Source organism: Streptomyces sp. NPDC111628 (genome assembly GCF_055635195.1).
Genome location: NZ_JBVKBZ010000006.1, coordinates 31,073 through 45,270 on the forward strand (window position 1 = coordinate 31,073; position 14,198 = coordinate 45,270).

General features: G+C 70.4%; 16 protein-coding genes and 1 pseudogene. 6 read left to right on the forward strand and 11 right to left on the reverse strand.

Features of this window, described 5'->3' with window-relative positions; all coding sequences use genetic code 11:
• Nucleotides 1-37 precede the first annotated feature (37 nt).
• Both ACZ7MF_RS29615 and ACZ7MF_RS29620 read right to left on the reverse strand, forming a co-directional pair.
• Entirely contained in the window at nt 38-793 is a 756-nt protein-coding gene (locus tag ACZ7MF_RS29615) for a hypothetical protein (protein WP_471481274.1), read from the reverse strand.
• 78 nt (nt 794-871) lie between these two features.
• Nucleotides 872-1,072 carry a type II toxin-antitoxin system VapB family antitoxin gene (locus ACZ7MF_RS29620; RefSeq protein WP_003973256.1) on the reverse strand — a complete coding sequence of 67 codons (201 nt, stop codon included), beginning with the start codon at nt 1,070-1,072 and terminating at the stop codon, nt 872-874.
• Nucleotides 1,073-1,360: 288 nt separating this feature from the next.
• Between ACZ7MF_RS29620 and recA the strand changes: the two genes are divergently transcribed.
• The 3 genes and pseudogenes from recA to ACZ7MF_RS29635 all read left to right on the forward strand — a co-directional run.
• Nucleotides 1,361-2,485 carry a recombinase RecA gene (gene recA / locus ACZ7MF_RS29625; RefSeq protein ID WP_471481277.1) on the forward strand — a complete coding sequence of 375 codons (1,125 nt, stop codon included), beginning with the start codon at nt 1,361-1,363 and terminating at the stop codon, nt 2,483-2,485.
• 3 nt (nt 2,486-2,488) lie between these two features.
• Complete coding sequence (gene recX / locus ACZ7MF_RS29630) at nt 2,489-3,292, forward strand: recombination regulator RecX (protein ID WP_471481279.1); 804 nt, start codon at nt 2,489-2,491, stop codon at nt 3,290-3,292.
• A gap of 75 nt (nt 3,293-3,367) precedes the next feature.
• Nucleotides 3,368-3,727, forward strand: a pseudogene (locus ACZ7MF_RS29635) (substrate-binding domain-containing protein); the annotation flags it as partial.
• On the opposite strand, the gene ACZ7MF_RS29640 reads toward ACZ7MF_RS29635, so the two are convergent.
• The 8 genes from ACZ7MF_RS29640 to ACZ7MF_RS29675 form a co-directional block, all read right to left on the reverse strand.
• On the reverse strand, nt 3,721-4,119 hold the full coding sequence (locus ACZ7MF_RS29640) for a rhodanese-like domain-containing protein (RefSeq protein WP_356862306.1): 399 nt from the start codon (nt 4,117-4,119) through the stop codon (nt 3,721-3,723). The pseudogene ACZ7MF_RS29635 and the gene ACZ7MF_RS29640 overlap by 7 nt on opposite strands.
• Nucleotides 4,116-4,664, reverse strand: a complete 549-nt coding sequence (locus ACZ7MF_RS29645; RefSeq protein WP_471481281.1) for a cupin domain-containing protein — start codon at nt 4,662-4,664, stop codon at nt 4,116-4,118. The genes ACZ7MF_RS29640 and ACZ7MF_RS29645 overlap by 4 nt, the downstream gene beginning before the upstream one ends.
• An 82-nt stretch (nt 4,665-4,746) precedes the next feature.
• Nucleotides 4,747-4,833, reverse strand: a complete 87-nt coding sequence (locus ACZ7MF_RS29650; RefSeq protein WP_313960178.1) for a putative leader peptide — start codon at nt 4,831-4,833, stop codon at nt 4,747-4,749.
• Between the two features lie 67 nt (nt 4,834-4,900).
• A complete protein-coding gene (locus ACZ7MF_RS29655; protein ID WP_471481283.1) occupies nt 4,901-6,526 on the reverse strand; it encodes an FAD-dependent monooxygenase in 1,626 nt (541 codons plus the stop codon).
• Between the two features lie 185 nt (nt 6,527-6,711).
• Entirely contained in the window at nt 6,712-7,599 is an 888-nt protein-coding gene (locus ACZ7MF_RS29660) for an amino acid ABC transporter permease (RefSeq protein ID WP_471481285.1), read from the reverse strand.
• A complete protein-coding gene (locus ACZ7MF_RS29665; RefSeq protein ID WP_356862314.1) occupies nt 7,596-8,264 on the reverse strand; it encodes an amino acid ABC transporter permease in 669 nt (222 codons plus the stop codon). Before ACZ7MF_RS29665 ends, ACZ7MF_RS29660 begins: the two co-directional genes overlap by 4 nt.
• An 83-nt stretch (nt 8,265-8,347) precedes the next feature.
• Nucleotides 8,348-9,184, reverse strand: a complete 837-nt coding sequence (locus tag ACZ7MF_RS29670) for a glutamate ABC transporter substrate-binding protein (protein ID WP_471481288.1) — start codon at nt 9,182-9,184, stop codon at nt 8,348-8,350.
• 125 nt (nt 9,185-9,309) lie between these two features.
• The gene (locus ACZ7MF_RS29675; protein WP_471481290.1) at nt 9,310-10,086 is read right to left on the reverse strand and encodes an amino acid ABC transporter ATP-binding protein; all 777 of its coding nucleotides are present in this window, start codon (nt 10,084-10,086) and stop codon (nt 9,310-9,312) included.
• A gap of 302 nt (nt 10,087-10,388) precedes the next feature.
• Here ACZ7MF_RS29675 and ACZ7MF_RS29680 point away from each other — a divergent pair, with 302 nt between their 5' ends.
• Together ACZ7MF_RS29680 and ACZ7MF_RS29685 are read left to right on the forward strand one after the other, a co-directional pair.
• On the forward strand, nt 10,389-11,075 hold the full coding sequence (locus ACZ7MF_RS29680; protein WP_003973245.1) for a response regulator transcription factor: 687 nt from the start codon (nt 10,389-10,391) through the stop codon (nt 11,073-11,075).
• Between the two features lie 9 nt (nt 11,076-11,084).
• Complete coding sequence (locus tag ACZ7MF_RS29685; protein ID WP_471481293.1) at nt 11,085-12,530, forward strand: HAMP domain-containing sensor histidine kinase; 1,446 nt, start codon at nt 11,085-11,087, stop codon at nt 12,528-12,530.
• Here the strand turns inward: ACZ7MF_RS29685 and ACZ7MF_RS29690 are convergent.
• Entirely contained in the window at nt 12,509-13,504 is a 996-nt protein-coding gene (locus ACZ7MF_RS29690; RefSeq protein ID WP_471481295.1) for a TAXI family TRAP transporter solute-binding subunit, read from the reverse strand. The genes ACZ7MF_RS29685 and ACZ7MF_RS29690 overlap by 22 nt on opposite strands.
• A 73-nt stretch (nt 13,505-13,577) precedes the next feature.
• Here ACZ7MF_RS29690 and ACZ7MF_RS29695 point away from each other — a divergent pair, with 73 nt between their 5' ends.
• A complete protein-coding gene (locus tag ACZ7MF_RS29695; protein WP_471481297.1) occupies nt 13,578-14,114 on the forward strand; it encodes a pyrophosphohydrolase domain-containing protein in 537 nt (178 codons plus the stop codon).
• The last annotated feature ends 84 nt before the right edge of the window (nt 14,115-14,198 follow it).

The following is a 14,198-nucleotide window of genomic DNA, read 5'->3' on the forward strand; positions in this document are numbered from 1 at the left end:
GGCGCGGCGCACCCTCCTGAGGGACGCCCCCGCGGGCTCAGTAGGTGAGACCGGCCCACACACCGGCACCGGCGACGGCAGCCGCGTAGCAGCACACCGCCCCGGTCACCACCCGCTGCCGTACCGTCTCGCTCCACGGCGTGAGGGCCAGCAGGCGGGCCAGCACCGGCAGTACCAGCACGGCATGCAGGGACACGCCGTGCAGCGGCTTGAGCCACGCCGTGGAGTGGTAAGCGGCCTCCTGGTGACCGGTGCGGGTGAGCGCCACACCGCGCGCGATCATCGCGGCGCCCGAGGCGAGCCCGACGAGCAGCACCGCGAAACCGGAGCGCACCGCCAGGGCCATGCCCGCAGGCCCCGTGGGACGACGGACGAAGGAGGCGAGGGCGAACGCGGTGAGCAGCACGACCAGGACACCGCCGCCCACCGCGAGCGTCATGGAGACGGCGGTGTCGAAGGGCGTCTCCATGTTGAGGTGCGAGGGCACCTCGCGCCATGCCTGGAGGGTGATCCCGGCCACCTCGACGACGCAGTCGGCCGCGAACACCGCGAGCAGCACCGCGCGCACCCGCGGCCGGAGGTCCAGGTACGAGGTGACCCAGGTGACCGCGATCAGTGTCACCCCGAAGGACAGCCCGAACGTCACCGGCTTCCGCCAGGACACCGGCCCGTCCCAGGGCCCGCCGTCCACCGCGAACACCCCCAGGTGCGCGAGGCCGGAGAGGATCAGTACGAGGCCCGTCGCGCGGCACAGGCGCGGTACGGGAGAGCGGTCGGTGGGGGCGGTCTGCATGGGAGGAGCCTGGCAACGGCCGTCCGCCCCCGTCGTCGTCCCGCCGGAGGCACCCGCCGTACGCCGACGGGAGCAGGGTCAGCCCTGTGGTTCCTGCGGCTTGGCGTCGATCTCCCGCAGGTTGCGGTCCTTGAACTCGGTGCGGGTCTCGGTGCGGTGACCGCGGGCGATGTAGTCCCGCACCACCGCCTCGACGGCGTCCTGGGGTGAGCCGATACCGGCCAGGACCATCACTTCCACCACGAGTTCGGCGTCGAGATCGATGGTGATCCTGGCCATGGTGTCCCCTCTCCGACCTCTCCCGGTGTCGCATCCGCATCCAACCACCTGGCTCACCGGCCCGGGGGACGTACGCTCGGAAGTGCCGCGTGGTGCGCTTGACACGAAAATCGAACATCCATTCTTATGGAGGCTCCGGCGGGGCTCGTGACGGGTGATTCAAGTGGGTTCGGGTGGAGATGCACCCGAGTTATCCACAGGCCGGACCCGCATCGGGGCCCATTGTCAGTGGCAGGCATTAGCGTCTTTGACGTGAAGCGATCGAATCAAGCAAACCGGGTGGAACCCATGGCAGGAACCGACCGCGAGAAGGCTCTCGACGCCGCGCTCGCACAGATTGAACGGCAGTTCGGCAAGGGCGCGGTCATGCGCATGGGTGACCGGACCAACGAGCCCATCGAGGTCATCCCGACCGGGTCCACCGCGCTCGACGTGGCCCTCGGCGTCGGAGGCATCCCGCGCGGCCGTGTCGTGGAGGTCTACGGCCCCGAGTCCTCGGGCAAGACGACCCTGACCCTGCACGCGGTGGCGAACGCGCAGAAGGCCGGCGGCCAGGTCGCCTTCGTGGACGCCGAGCACGCCCTAGACCCCGAGTACGCGAAGAAGCTCGGCGTCGACATCGACAACCTGATCCTGTCCCAGCCGGACAACGGCGAGCAGGCTCTGGAGATCGTGGACATGCTGGTCCGCTCCGGCGCCCTCGATCTCATCGTCATCGACTCCGTCGCCGCGCTCGTCCCGCGCGCGGAGATCGAGGGCGAGATGGGCGACAGCCACGTCGGTCTGCAGGCCCGGCTGATGAGCCAGGCCCTGCGGAAGATCACCAGCGCGCTCAACCAGTCCAAGACCACCGCGATCTTCATCAACCAGCTCCGCGAGAAGATCGGCGTGATGTTCGGCTCCCCGGAGACCACGACCGGTGGCCGGGCGCTGAAGTTCTACGCCTCGGTGCGACTCGACATCCGTCGCATCGAAACGCTGAAGGACGGCACCGACGCGGTCGGCAACCGCACTCGCGTCAAGGTCGTCAAGAACAAGGTCGCGCCGCCCTTCAAGCAGGCCGAGTTCGACATCCTCTACGGCCAGGGCATCAGCCGTGAGGGCGGTCTGATCGACATGGGCGTGGAGAACGGCTTCGTCCGCAAGGCCGGCGCCTGGTACACGTACGAGGGTGACCAGCTCGGCCAGGGCAAGGAGAACGCGCGCAACTTCCTGAAGGACAACCCCGACCTGGCCAACGAGATCGAGAAGAAGATCAAGCAGAAGCTGGGCGTCGGCGTGCGCCCCGAGGAGTCGGCCACCGAGCCCGGCGCGGACGCCGCCTCCGCAGCCCCGGCCGACGCCGCACCGGCGGTGCCCGCACCCACGACCGCCAAGGCCACCAAGTCCAAGGCCGCGGCAGCCAAGAGCTGACCCGTGACCCGACGAACCGACTGGGCCGAGTACACGAACGGCTCCGCCGGGCCGGGCGACGACGCGTACGGGGCGGCTGCGGCCCCGTACGAGACGGACCCCTCCGCCGTCGGTCCCCACGAGGACGGCGCGGCACGCCACGGTGACGGCGAGGTGCGCCATGGTGACGGCGAGGTGCGCCGCTCAGGCGGACGGAGCCGTGGCGCGGGCGGCGCGCGCGGGCGCCGGAGGCGCGAGCGGGTGGAGCCGTCCGCCGAGGACGGAGGTGCCAACTCCTCGTCGAGGGCCGAGAAGGGGGAGCCTCCGCGGGACCCGGTCGAGCAGGCACGGGCGATCTGCCTGCGCCTGCTCACCGGGACCCCGCGCACCCGCAGACAACTGGCCGACGCCCTGCGCAAGCGGGAGATCCCCGACGAGGCCGCGGAGGAGGTGCTGTCCAGGTTCGAGGAGGTCGGCCTGATCAACGACGGCGCCTTCGCTCAGGCCTGGGTGGAGTCCCGGCACCACGGCCGCGGGCTGGCCGGGCGCGCCCTCGCCAGGGAACTGCGCACCAAGGGCGTCGAGGCGACGCTCATCGACGCGGCGGTGTCCCAACTGGACACCGAGCAGGAGGAGGAGACCGCGCGCGACCTGGTCGCCCGCAAGCTGCGCGCCACCCGGGGCCTCGACCGCGACAAGAGACTGCGCCGCCTCGCCGGCATGCTGGCCCGCAAGGGCTACCCCGAAGGCATGGCCCTGCGGGTGGTCCGCCAGGCGCTGGAGGAGGAGGGCGAGGACACGGAACACCTCGGCGACGAGGGGTTCTGAGCAGGCGTCCGGCCCGAGGGTGATCCGGTCACCCTCGGATTCGTCAACGGTGGTGACAGCCGGTTCCACACCTGTCTCCAGCGGTCCGTGGAGATCGCCGCCAAGAACAACTTCGCGAATCCGGTCACCGCCGACTCCCGGCAGGACGCCGCGACCGAACTGAACAACATCGAGGACATGATCGCGCGCGAGGTCGACGCGATCATCCTCCAGACCGTCGACACGGACGCACCGGAACGCGACATCGAGAAGGCCGAGGCGGCGGACATCCCCGTCTTCCTGACCTCCGTGGGCACCGACCCGGACACCATCCTGGGGGCGGTGGTGGTCGACCTGGAGGCCGTCGTGCGGCTCGACGCCCCGTGGGTCGCCGACGACACGGCGGGCCGGGACGTACAGGTCGCCGTCATCGCGTACTGCCCCGCCGACTACTGACCCCGTGCGGCCACCGGGAGGCCCGCCGACCGCCAGGCCTGGAAGCCGCCGATCAGGTCGGTGGCCCGGTGCAGTCCCAGACGATGCAGTGACTCCGCCGCCAGGCTGGAGGCGTAACCCTCGTCGCACACCACGACCACCCGCACGTCGTGGTCCGTCGCCTCGGGGACGCGGTGGCTGCCCAGCGGATCGAGCCGCCACTCCAGTTCGTTGCGCTCGATCACCAGCGCGCCGGGAATCACCCCGTCCCGCTCGCGCAGGGCGGCGTACCGGATGTCGACCAGCAGTGCCGTGCCCGCCTCGGCGGCGTCGTACGCCTCGTCCGGCGCGATCCGCCGATATCCGGCGCGTACCCGCTCCAGCAGGGCATCGATTCCGGTGGGCCCGCTCACTGCCAGTCCTGCGGGCGCTCGACCTGCTCCAGGCGCAGGGTCTGTCCGCTGCGGCTGTAGCGGCGGATCTGCGGCAGGGGCGGGTAGTAGGCGTGCACGGACACCGCGTGGTGGTCGGACGACTCGTTGAGGACCTCGTGCACGTGGTGCCGGCCGAAGGCACGCCCCGTGCCGACGGTCAGCCGGCGCTCCCGGTCCACACCGTCGCTGAGCTCGAGGGTCTTCCAGCCGTCGGTGGGCAGGCGGGCGGCGAGCGCGTTCTCCTTGAGCTCGCCCGCGGCGGTGACGAAGGCGCCCACGGAGTCGGCGTGATCGTGCCAGCCGGTGCCCGTGCCGGGCGGCCAGCCGATCAGCCAGGCCTCGCTGCCACCCGGCCCGGCCAGCCGCATCCAGGTGCGGCCCTCGGGGTCGAGCGGCAGGGAGGCGATGAGTTCGGCGTCGGCCGCCGCCCGCCGTACGAAGTCGAGGAGCCGGCCCTGCGTCGGGGCGGGCGTGGACGCGGACGCGGGAGAAGGGGAAGCAGGAGAAACGGAGGGGAGGGACACGGGTACCGTCCTGGAAGTTCGCGAGGGAGCGCGCGGCGGCACGTCGGACCGGCGGCGCGCGCGAAGGAAAGGGGAGGCGAATTCAGCAGGACGGACGACACACGCAGCCCGCATAGCGGACGAGGTCCATATGGACCCTCCGCCACAGGCGCACACAGGTGTCAGTCACGATCCGGAGTAGACCATGACGGTGCGGGCCGGTCAACTCAGCGTCACCATGCGGACGTGACCGCTCCTCAACGCGAACCGGCCGCGGCCCCCGCCCCCTCCTCGGCCTCGGTCGCCGCCCTGGCCGTCGCCCCGCCCAGCGCGCTCTCGGCAGCCGCGTAGAGGTCGGCCGGGCGCACCCCGTTCAGCGCCGTGACCAGGTGGCCGTCGGGCCGCACCAGCAGCACCGTGTGGGCCGCGGCACCCGGGTAGCTCTCGGCGACCAGCAGCTCGGCGTGGTGGGGCAGTGCCGTGACCGCGGCCGCCAGTCGGGGCATGATCCCGGCCGTCACCCAGTGCTTGCGGTCCCACACCCCCGTGCCCGGCGCGATCAGTACCACCAGCAACGCCCCGCGCCCCAGCCGGTCGCGCAGCCTTACGAAGGTGCCGTCCTCCGCCGTGACCCGCACATCGGTGACGGGCGTCCCCGGCGGTGTGCCCACGGACACCTCCCCGCCGAGGTCCTCGGGGGCGAGTGGCGAGTTGGCGTACGTCCCCTGCGCGCCCAGCGTGCCGCGGCCGAGGTGACCGTCCGTCAACAGTGCGTCGTTGCCGCGGGCCGAGCCGGGTACGTAGGAGCGCAGTCCGCCGCCGCCGCGCACCAGCGGGAGCAACTGGTCGGCGGCGCGCAGTCGCGCGGAGATCGCCGCCCGCCGTTCCCGCTGGTAGCTGTCGAGCAGTGCTTCGCGGGGCCCGTGGTGCCAGGCCAGGGCCAGCTTCCAGGCGAGGTTGTCGGCGTCCAGCAGCCCCTCCTCCAGGCCCTGCGTGCCCAGCGCGCCCAGCAGGTGCGCCGCGTCCCCGGCCAGCAGTACGCGGCCCACGCGCCAGCGGCGGGCGAGGCGGTGGTGGACCGTGTGGACGCCGGTGTCGAGGAGTTCGTATGCCGGGGTCGAACCGTCGGCCGCCCATCCGGTGAGGGTCTCGCGGACCCGGTTCACCAGCAGTTCGGGCGTGACCAGGTCCTTGCCGGGCGGCAGCAGCCAGTCCAGGCGCCATACGCCGTCCGGCAGCGGGCGGCCGACCACCTCGTCGGCCGACGGCCCGGTCGTCCGCCACGGCGGCACGCGGTGGAGCAGCGCCTCGTCGGTCCACGGGAGTTCGGTGCGCAGTGCGGCGACGGCGTATCGTTCCACCGCCGTACGGCCGGGGAAGCGGATGTCCTGGAGCTTGCGGACGGTGGAGCGGGGGCCGTCGCAGCCGACCAGGTAACTGCCGCGCCACCACGTGCCGGCCGGGCCGCGGGTGTGGGCCGTGACACCGGACTTCTCCTGCTCGATGCCGTCCAGTCGGCTGTCCACAGCGATCTTGACCAGCCGCTCGCGGGTGAGGGCCGTGCGCAGGGCACCGGTCAGCTCGTGCTGGGCGATGTGCAGGGGAGCCGGGTCGGCGTCGCCGAACACGACCTCGCGCGTCACCTGCTTGCGCCGCATCGACCGCCATCCGGCCCAACGCGAACCCAGCCCCGTCAGCGGTGCGCCGGTCAGCCGCTCGACGAGTGCGACGGCCTCCTCGCGCAGGACGACGGTGCGCGCGGGGCGCGGTTCGTCCTTGCCCGGTCCCTCGTCGAGGACGACACAGGGCACCTCCTGCCGCGCCAGCGCCAGGGCGAGCGTGAGCCCGACGGGCCCCGCTCCGGTGATGATCACCGGGTCCACGGTGCGGCGCCCCCTGCCCGTGGCGGTGTCCCGGGGGACGTGGGTGAACAGGACATTGGAGCAGGGTGCACGGTCACAGAACGTATGCAACCTATTGCCGCTGCTTGCGTCAAGCGACGGAGGCCGTGGCGATCATGCCACGGCCTCCGTTGATGGTCATACGAGATGACCGAGTGTCAGGTGTGCTAGACCTTGCCGACGTTTCCGGCGTCGGCGGTCTCCACGTCGTCCGCGCTGAGCACCGCACCGGTCGACTTCTTCGCCCGCCGCAGCCGGCGCTCCAGCCAGCTCGCGAAGCTCGTGAGGGCGAAGTTGAGCGCAATGTAGATCACCGCGACCACGGTGTAGCTGGCGATCACGTTGGCGCCGTAGTAGCCGCTCATGGTGTTGGCCGACGCGAGCAGTTCGGGGAAGGTCAGGATCGCGCCACCGAGCGCGGTGTCCTTGAGGATCACGACGAGCTGGCTGACGATGGCCGGCAGCATCGCCGTGACCGCCTGCGGCAGCAGGATCAGCCGCATGACCTGGCCCTTGCGAAGGCCGATCGCCATCGCGCCCTCGGCCTGGCCCTTGGGGAGGGCAAGGATGCCGGACCGGACGATCTCGGCGAGGACGGACGCGTTGTACAGCACCAGACCGGTGACGACGGCGTAGAGCGGGCGGTCGTCCGAGCTGACGTTCGTGTACTCCGCGAAGAGCGCGAGACCGAAGATCATCAGGACCAGCACAGGGATGGACCGGAAGAACTCGACCACCACCGCGGCCGGTACCCGGACCCACTTGTGGTCGGAGAGCCTGGCGATGCCCAGTGCGGCGCCGAGCGGCAGGGCGATGACCACTGCGAGAACCGCGGCCTTCAGGGTGTTCTGCAGACCCGGCCAGATGTACGTCGACCAGGCCTCGGTGCCGGTGAAGAAGGGCTTCCACAGGGCCCACTCCAGCTGCCCCTTGTCGTTGAGGGTGCTGAACACCCACCACAGGAGAGCGGCGAAGGCGACCAGGAAGACGGCCGTGAAGACAACGTTGCGACGCTTGGCGCGCGGGCCCTGGGCGTCGTAGAGGACCGAGCTCATCGCTTCACCGCCACCTTCTTGCCCACCCAGCCGAGGATCAGGCCGGTCGGCAGCGTCAACACCACGAACACGAGAGCGATGACCGCGGAGATGAGCAGCAACTGTGCCTCGTTCTCGATCATCTCCTTCATCAACAGCGCCGTTTCCGCCACGCCGATGGCGGCCGCGACCGTGGTGTTCTTGATCAGCGCGATCAGCACGTTCGCCAGTGGAACGACGGACGAGCGGAAGGCCTGGGGCAGAACCACCAGCCGAAGTACCTGGCTGAAACTCAAGCCGAGGGCCCGAGCCGCCTCCGCCTGGCCGACCGGCACCGTGTTGATGCCGGAGCGCAGCGCCTCGCACACGAACGACGATGTGTAGAGGATCAGGCCGAGGACGGCGAGCCGGAAGTTGATCGTCTCGAAGTCATTCCCTCCGCCGAGGGTGACCCCCAACGTCTGGTTCAGTCCCAGCGACGCGAACAGAATGATCACGGTCAGCGGGATGTTCCGCACGATGTTCACGTACGCGGTTCCGAAACCGCGCATCAACGGCACCGGGCCGACCCGCATGGCGGCCAGCAGGGTGCCCCAGATCAGGGAGCCGACGGCCGAGAGCACAGCGAGCTGCACTGTCGTCCAGATGGCTCCCGCCAGGTCATAATCCTGAAGAAAGTCGAACACGATCTCCCGCGCTTCCGGGTGTAGGGATGCCCGCCCCGGTGCGCCGCCCTGCCGTGGGGCGGTGCACCGGGGCGGGCCCGGCCTCAGCTCTTGATGTCGCCGATCTTCGGCGCCGGCTCGTTCTTGTAGTTGGCCGGGCCGAAGTTGTCCTTGACGGCCTTGTCCCAGGCGCCGTCGGAGACCATGGCCTCGAGCGCGTCGTTGATCTTGTTCTTGAGGTCGCTGCCCTTCTTGACGCCGATGCCGTAGTTCTCGTTCGTCAGCTTGAAGCCGCCGAGCTTGAACTTGCCCTTGAACTGCGACTGCGAGGCGTAACCGGCGAGGATCGAGTCGTCAGTGGTCAGCGCGTCGATGGCACCGTTCTGCAGGCCGGGCAGGCAGGCCGAGTACGTCGGGTACGGCTGCAGCTGAGCCTTGGGAGCCAGCTTCTCCTTGATGTTCTGAGCGGAGGTGGAGCCCGTCACCGAGCAGAGCTTCGCGTCGTTCAGGTCCTCCGGCGACTTGATCTTGTCGTCGTCGGCGCGGATCAGCACGTCCTGGTGGGCCAGCAGGTACGGACCGGCGAAGTCGACCTTCTCCGAGCGCTCGGGAGTGATCGAGTACGTGGCGGCGATGAAGTCGACGTCACCGCGCTGCAGCATGGTCTCGCGGTCGGCGCTCTTCGACTCCTTCCACTCGATCTGGTCCTCGGTGTAGCCGAGCTTCTTGGCGACGTACGTGGCGACGTCCACGTCGAAGCCCGCGTAGCCGTCCGGGGTCTTCTGGCCGAGGCCGGGCTGGTCGAACTTGATGCCGATGGTGATCTTCTTGCCGTCACCGCCGGAGGAGCCGCTGTCCTTGTCGTCGCCGCCGCAAGCGGTGGCGGTCAGGGCGAGGGCGAGGACGGCGGCCGAGGCGGCGGAGACCTTGCGAAGCTTCATGGTGGACATCCTTTGGCTGTGATCGAGCTGCGATCGGACGATCAGAGGATCAGGCGATCAGGTGCGGCTCCGGGGAACGGGCCGCCGGTGCGGTCGGCGCGGGGCGCCGGAGCCGCTCCGAAATCTCAGTGGTGCAGGATCTTCGACAGGAAGTCCTTGGCACGGTCGCTGCGCGGATTGCTGAAGAACTGGTCCGGCGTGGCCTCTTCGACGATGCGGCCGTCCGCCATGAACACCACGCGGTTGGCGGCGGAGCGGGCGAAGCCCATCTCGTGCGTGACGACGACCATGGTCATGCCGTCCTGCGCGAGCTGCTTCATCACCTCGAGCACCTCGTTGATCATCTCGGGGTCGAGGGCCGACGTCGGCTCGTCGAAGAGCATGACCTTCGGGTCCATGGCCAGCGCACGCGCGATGGCGACACGCTGCTGCTGGCCGCCGGAGAGCTGCGCGGGGTACTTGTCCGCCTGGGCGCCCACGCCGACCCGGTCGAGCAGGGCGCGGGCCTTCTCGTCGGCCTTCTTGGCGTCGACCTTGCGGACCTTGACCTGGCCCAGGGTCACGTTCTCGAGCACCGTCTTGTGCGCGAAGAGGTTGAACGACTGGAAGACCATGCCTACGTCGGCACGCAGCTTGGCCAGCTCCTTGCCCTCGGCGGGCAGCGGCTTGCCGTCGATCGTGATCGAACCGTCGTCGATGGTCTCCAGACGGTTGACGGTGCGGCACAGGGTGGACTTGCCGGACCCCGAGGGTCCGATGACCACGACGACCTCGCCGCGGTGAATCGTCAGGTCGATGTCCTGGAGCACGTGCAACGCGCCGAAGTGCTTGTTGACACTCTTCAGGACGACCAGTTCGCCGGTCCCAGCCTTGTCTTCCTTGGCCACCGATACTTCGGTCATCGCTCTCGGGCTCCGTCCTCCTGGGTTTCGCAGGACAGTAGTGACCCGGGCCACGTCACGTCTCTACATCTGAGCGAGATCTGAGCATCACGATCCGATAGCAATCGGACACGAGTCGTAGCACTTGTGAGCTGGGCGCATATCGGCCGGATAACTTCGAGCGGCCGCAACCGGAAGCCTCTTGACGCCGTCCCCCTCCATCGGCGTCACTGCACAGGACGCACGCGCGCGTGCCCGTCCATGAGCCCGTCCCGATTTCTACCCGTCCCGAGCGTACGGCCGATGAACCGAAGGGAGCCCGGATGAGACTGCTGCTCGTCGAGGACGACAACCACGTGGCCGCCGCCCTGTCCGCGATCCTGGCACGGCACGGCTTCGACGTCACCCACGCGCGCAGCGGCGAGGAGGCGCTCCAGGCGCTCGTCCCCGAGGTCGACGGCTTCGGCGTCGTCCTGCTCGACCTGGGCCTGCCCGACCAGGACGGCTACGAGGTCTGCGGAAAGATCCGCAAGCGCACCAGCACCCCGGTCATCATGGTCACCGCGCGGGCCGACGTGCGCTCCCGCATCCACGGCCTCAATCTCGGCGCCGACGACTACGTGGTCAAGCCGTACGACACGGGGGAACTGCTCGCCCGGATCCACGCCGTCAGCCGGCGCACCGCCCACGAGGACGCCACCGGAAGCACCGAGACCGTGGTCCGCCTCGGCGCGGTGCGCATCGAGCTGCCGACACGCCAGGTGAGCGTGGACGGTTCGGTAGTCCAACTCACCCGCAAGGAGTTCGATCTGCTCGCCCTGCTCGCCCAGCGCCCCGGTGTGGTCTTCCGCCGCGAGCAGATCATCAGCGAGGTCTGGCGCACCAGCTGGGAGGGGACCGGGCGCACTCTGGAGGTGCATGTCGCGTCCCTGCGCTCCAAGCTGCACATGCCCGCGCTGATCGAGACCGTCCGCGGCGTCGGCTACCGCCTCGTCGCCCCCACCGCCTAGCGGGGCCGGGTGAGCACCCGCCTGCTCCCGCTGCTCATCGTCCTGATGGCGGCCGTCCTGCTCGCGCTCGGCGTGCCGCTCGGCGTCAGCGTGGCCCGCGCGGAGCAGCAGAAGGTCGTCATCGACCGCATCGACGACACGGCACGCTTCGCCGCGCTCGCCCAGTTCGTCACGGAGGACGGGTCGGGCGGCTCACGCCGGACGGACACGGACGAGCGCCTTGAGACCCTGCAGACCGAGCTGACCAGCTACTACGAGGTCTACGGCATCAAGGCCGGGGTCTACTACCGCAACCACATCCCGATGGCCAACGCGCCCACGACCTGGTTCCTGCCCCAGACCGGCGAGGTCCGCGACTCCTTCGACGAGGCGCTGCTCAGCCGCCGCAGCCACGACCCCGAGCAGGTGTGGCCCTGGCAGGACGGCCGGCTCGTGGTGGCCTCGCCGGTCATCCGGGACGGCGACGTGGTCGCGGTCGTCGTCACCGAGTCGCCGACCGACTCGATGCGTTCGAGCACCCTGCGCGGCTGGCTGGTCATCGGCGCCGGGGAGTTCGCCGCGATGCTGCTCGCCGTCGGCGCCGCGCTGCGGCTGACCGGCTGGGTACTCAGGCCGGTGCGGGTACTCGACGCCACCACCCACGACATCGCCACCGGGAGGCTGAAGTCCCGGGTCGCACCGTCCGGGGGACCGCCGGAGCTCAGACGCCTGGCCGGGTCGTTCAACGAGATGGCCGACCACGTGGAGGACGTGCTGGAGCAGCAGCGGGCCTTCGTCGCCGACGCCTCCCACCAGCTGCGCAACCCGCTCGCCGCCCTCCTGCTGCGCATCGAGCTGCTCGCCCTGGAACTGCCCGAGGACAACGAGGAGATCGCCTCCGTCCGGACCGAGGGCAAACGCCTGGCCCGGGTCCTGGACGACCTGCTCGACCTGGCGCTGGCCGAGCACAGCCAGGCCGACCTGAAGGTCACCGACGTCGGCGCGCTGGCCGCCGAGCGGGTGGCCGCCTGGTCACCGACGGCCGACGCCAAGGGCGTACGGCTGGTCGGCGACTGCCCGCCGACCACGGGCTGGGCCGACCCGGTGACCCTGTCGAGCGCCCTGGACGCGGTCATCGACAACGCGGTGAAGTTCACGCCGCACGGCGAGAGCGTCCGGGTCGAGGTCGCCTCCACCGGGGACGCCGCCACCGTCGTCGTCACCGACAACGGTCCCGGACTCACCGACGAGGAGCTCACGCGCGTGGGCGACCGCTTCTGGCGCAGCGGACGGCACCAGAACATCAACGGCTCCGGCCTCGGCCTGTCCATCTGCCGGGCGCTGCTCGCGGCGGGCGACGGCTCGATCTCCTTCGGCCGCCACGAGCCGCACGGGCTTCGGGTCACGGTCACGGTGCCCAGGACCGGCACGGCGTCCAAGGAGCCCGATCGGGCCTACGGCTTGACCGACCGGTAGTAGCGCCGGGCGCCCTCGTGCAGTTCGAGCGGGTCGGTGTAGATCGCGGTACGCAGGTCCACCAGCTGCGCGGAGTGCACGTGCGCACCGATGCCGTCGCGGCTGTCGAGCACGGTCCGGGTCAGCCACTCGGTGAGCCGCGGATCGACGTCCGCGCGGGTCACCAGCAGGTTGGACACCGCCATCGTCGGCACCACGGCGCCGTTCTGGACCGTGGGGTAGGCCGACTCCGGCATGTTGGTGGTGCGGTAGTAGCGGGTCGCGCCGCCCGACTGGTGCAGCTTGGTGACCAGGTCGTCGCCGATCGGCACGAACCGGAAGGCGGAGCTCTCCGCGATCTCCTTGAGGCCGTCCGTCGGCACCCCGCCGGACCAGAAGAACGCGTCCAGCTCGTCGCCCAACCGTCCGGGGCCGGTGTCGATCCCGTCCGCCCGGGGCGTGATGTCCGTCTCCGGGTCGATGCCCACCGCCTTCAGCAGCCGGGTGGCGATCAGCCGTACCCCCGAGTTGGGCAGCCCGATGGCCACCCGCTTGCCCCGCAGGTCCCGCACCGACTGGATGTCCGAGTCGCTCGGCACGACGAGCTGCACGTAGTCGTCGTAGAGCCGGGTGACCCCGCGCAGCCCTTCGGCACCCGGATAGCCGGCCAGCTTGTACGTCTCGACCGCGTCGGCCGCGGCGATCGTGAAGTCGGCCTCCCCGGACGCCACCCGCTCGACGTTCTCCTGCGAGCCCGCGCTGGTCATCAGCCGCACGTCCAGGTCCGGCATGTCCTTGCGCAGCTCGGTGCGCAGCAGCTCGCCGTACTTCTGGTAGACGCCCGCGCGGGTGCCGGTGCTGAAGGTGATCGTCCCGCTCGGCGGCTTCTCGCCCAGCGGCAGCAGCCACCACAGCAGCAGCCCGAGCACGACGGCACCGGCGACCGCGCCCTGGACGGCCCGGCGCCTGCCGATACGGGAGAGCAGCGTGGACATGGGGGCGATCCTGCCAGCCCGCACGTGCGCTGACCAGGGCCCACTGTCAGTGGCGGTCGCTACAGTCGTCGGCATGAGCAACACCCCGCCCGTCGAGAGCAACACCCCACCTGTCGAGAGCGGCACCCCGTCCGCCGGGAGCGGTACGCCTTCCGCCGAGGGCCGCATCCCGTCCGCCGAGGGCAGGACGTCGCCCGCCGACCTGGTCCGTGCCTTCCACCTCGCCTTCGGGCTGGACGTCCGCAGCATGCCGAGCGAGGTCCCGCCAGGGCTGGCCGCGCACAGAGGCGAGCTGCTCGCCGAGGAGGCGGCCGAGGTCGCCGAAGTGTCGGTGCGAGGCCCGCTCGACCGGCTCGCGCACGAACTGGCCGACGTTGTCTACGTGGCCTACGGCACCGCCCTCGTGCACGGCATCGACCTGGACGCGGTGATCGCGGAGGTCCACCGCTCCAACATGACCAAGCTGGGGCCCGACGGCCGCGTCAGCCGCCGGGCCGACGGCAAGGTCCTCAAGGGCGACCACTACGAGACACCGGACGTGTCCGGCGTGCTGCGCCGACAGGGCTGGACACCGCGGACGCCGGACGCCCCGGAACCGACCGGCGCCTGACCCCGGCGTACGACGACTCCAGTGCCCGACCCCGGCAGAGGACGACTCCGGCACCCGGGTGCCGGAGTCGTTCCAGAGGGCTGA

Excerpts from the sequence above, each read along its gene's own strand:
- ACZ7MF_RS29615 (WP_471481274.1), bottom strand. The coding sequence starts at position 793 with ATGCAGACCGCCCCCACCGACCGCTCTCCCGTACCGCGCCTGTGCCGC.
- ACZ7MF_RS29620 (WP_003973256.1), bottom strand. The coding sequence starts at position 1,072 with ATGGCCAGGATCACCATCGATCTCGACGCCGAACTCGTGGTGGAAGTG.
- recA (WP_471481277.1), top strand. The coding sequence starts at position 1,361 with ATGGCAGGAACCGACCGCGAGAAGGCTCTCGACGCCGCGCTCGCACAG.
- ACZ7MF_RS29660 (WP_471481285.1), bottom strand. The coding sequence starts at position 7,599 with ATGAGCTCGGTCCTCTACGACGCCCAGGGCCCGCGCGCCAAGCGTCGC.
- ACZ7MF_RS29670 (WP_471481288.1), bottom strand. The coding sequence starts at position 9,184 with ATGAAGCTTCGCAAGGTCTCCGCCGCCTCGGCCGCCGTCCTCGCCCTC.
- ACZ7MF_RS29675 (WP_471481290.1), bottom strand. The coding sequence starts at position 10,086 with ATGACCGAAGTATCGGTGGCCAAGGAAGACAAGGCTGGGACCGGCGAA.
- ACZ7MF_RS29680 (WP_003973245.1), top strand. The coding sequence starts at position 10,389 with ATGAGACTGCTGCTCGTCGAGGACGACAACCACGTGGCCGCCGCCCTG.
- ACZ7MF_RS29690 (WP_471481295.1), bottom strand. The coding sequence starts at position 13,504 with ATGTCCACGCTGCTCTCCCGTATCGGCAGGCGCCGGGCCGTCCAGGGC.
- ACZ7MF_RS29695 (WP_471481297.1), top strand. The coding sequence starts at position 13,578 with ATGAGCAACACCCCGCCCGTCGAGAGCAACACCCCACCTGTCGAGAGC.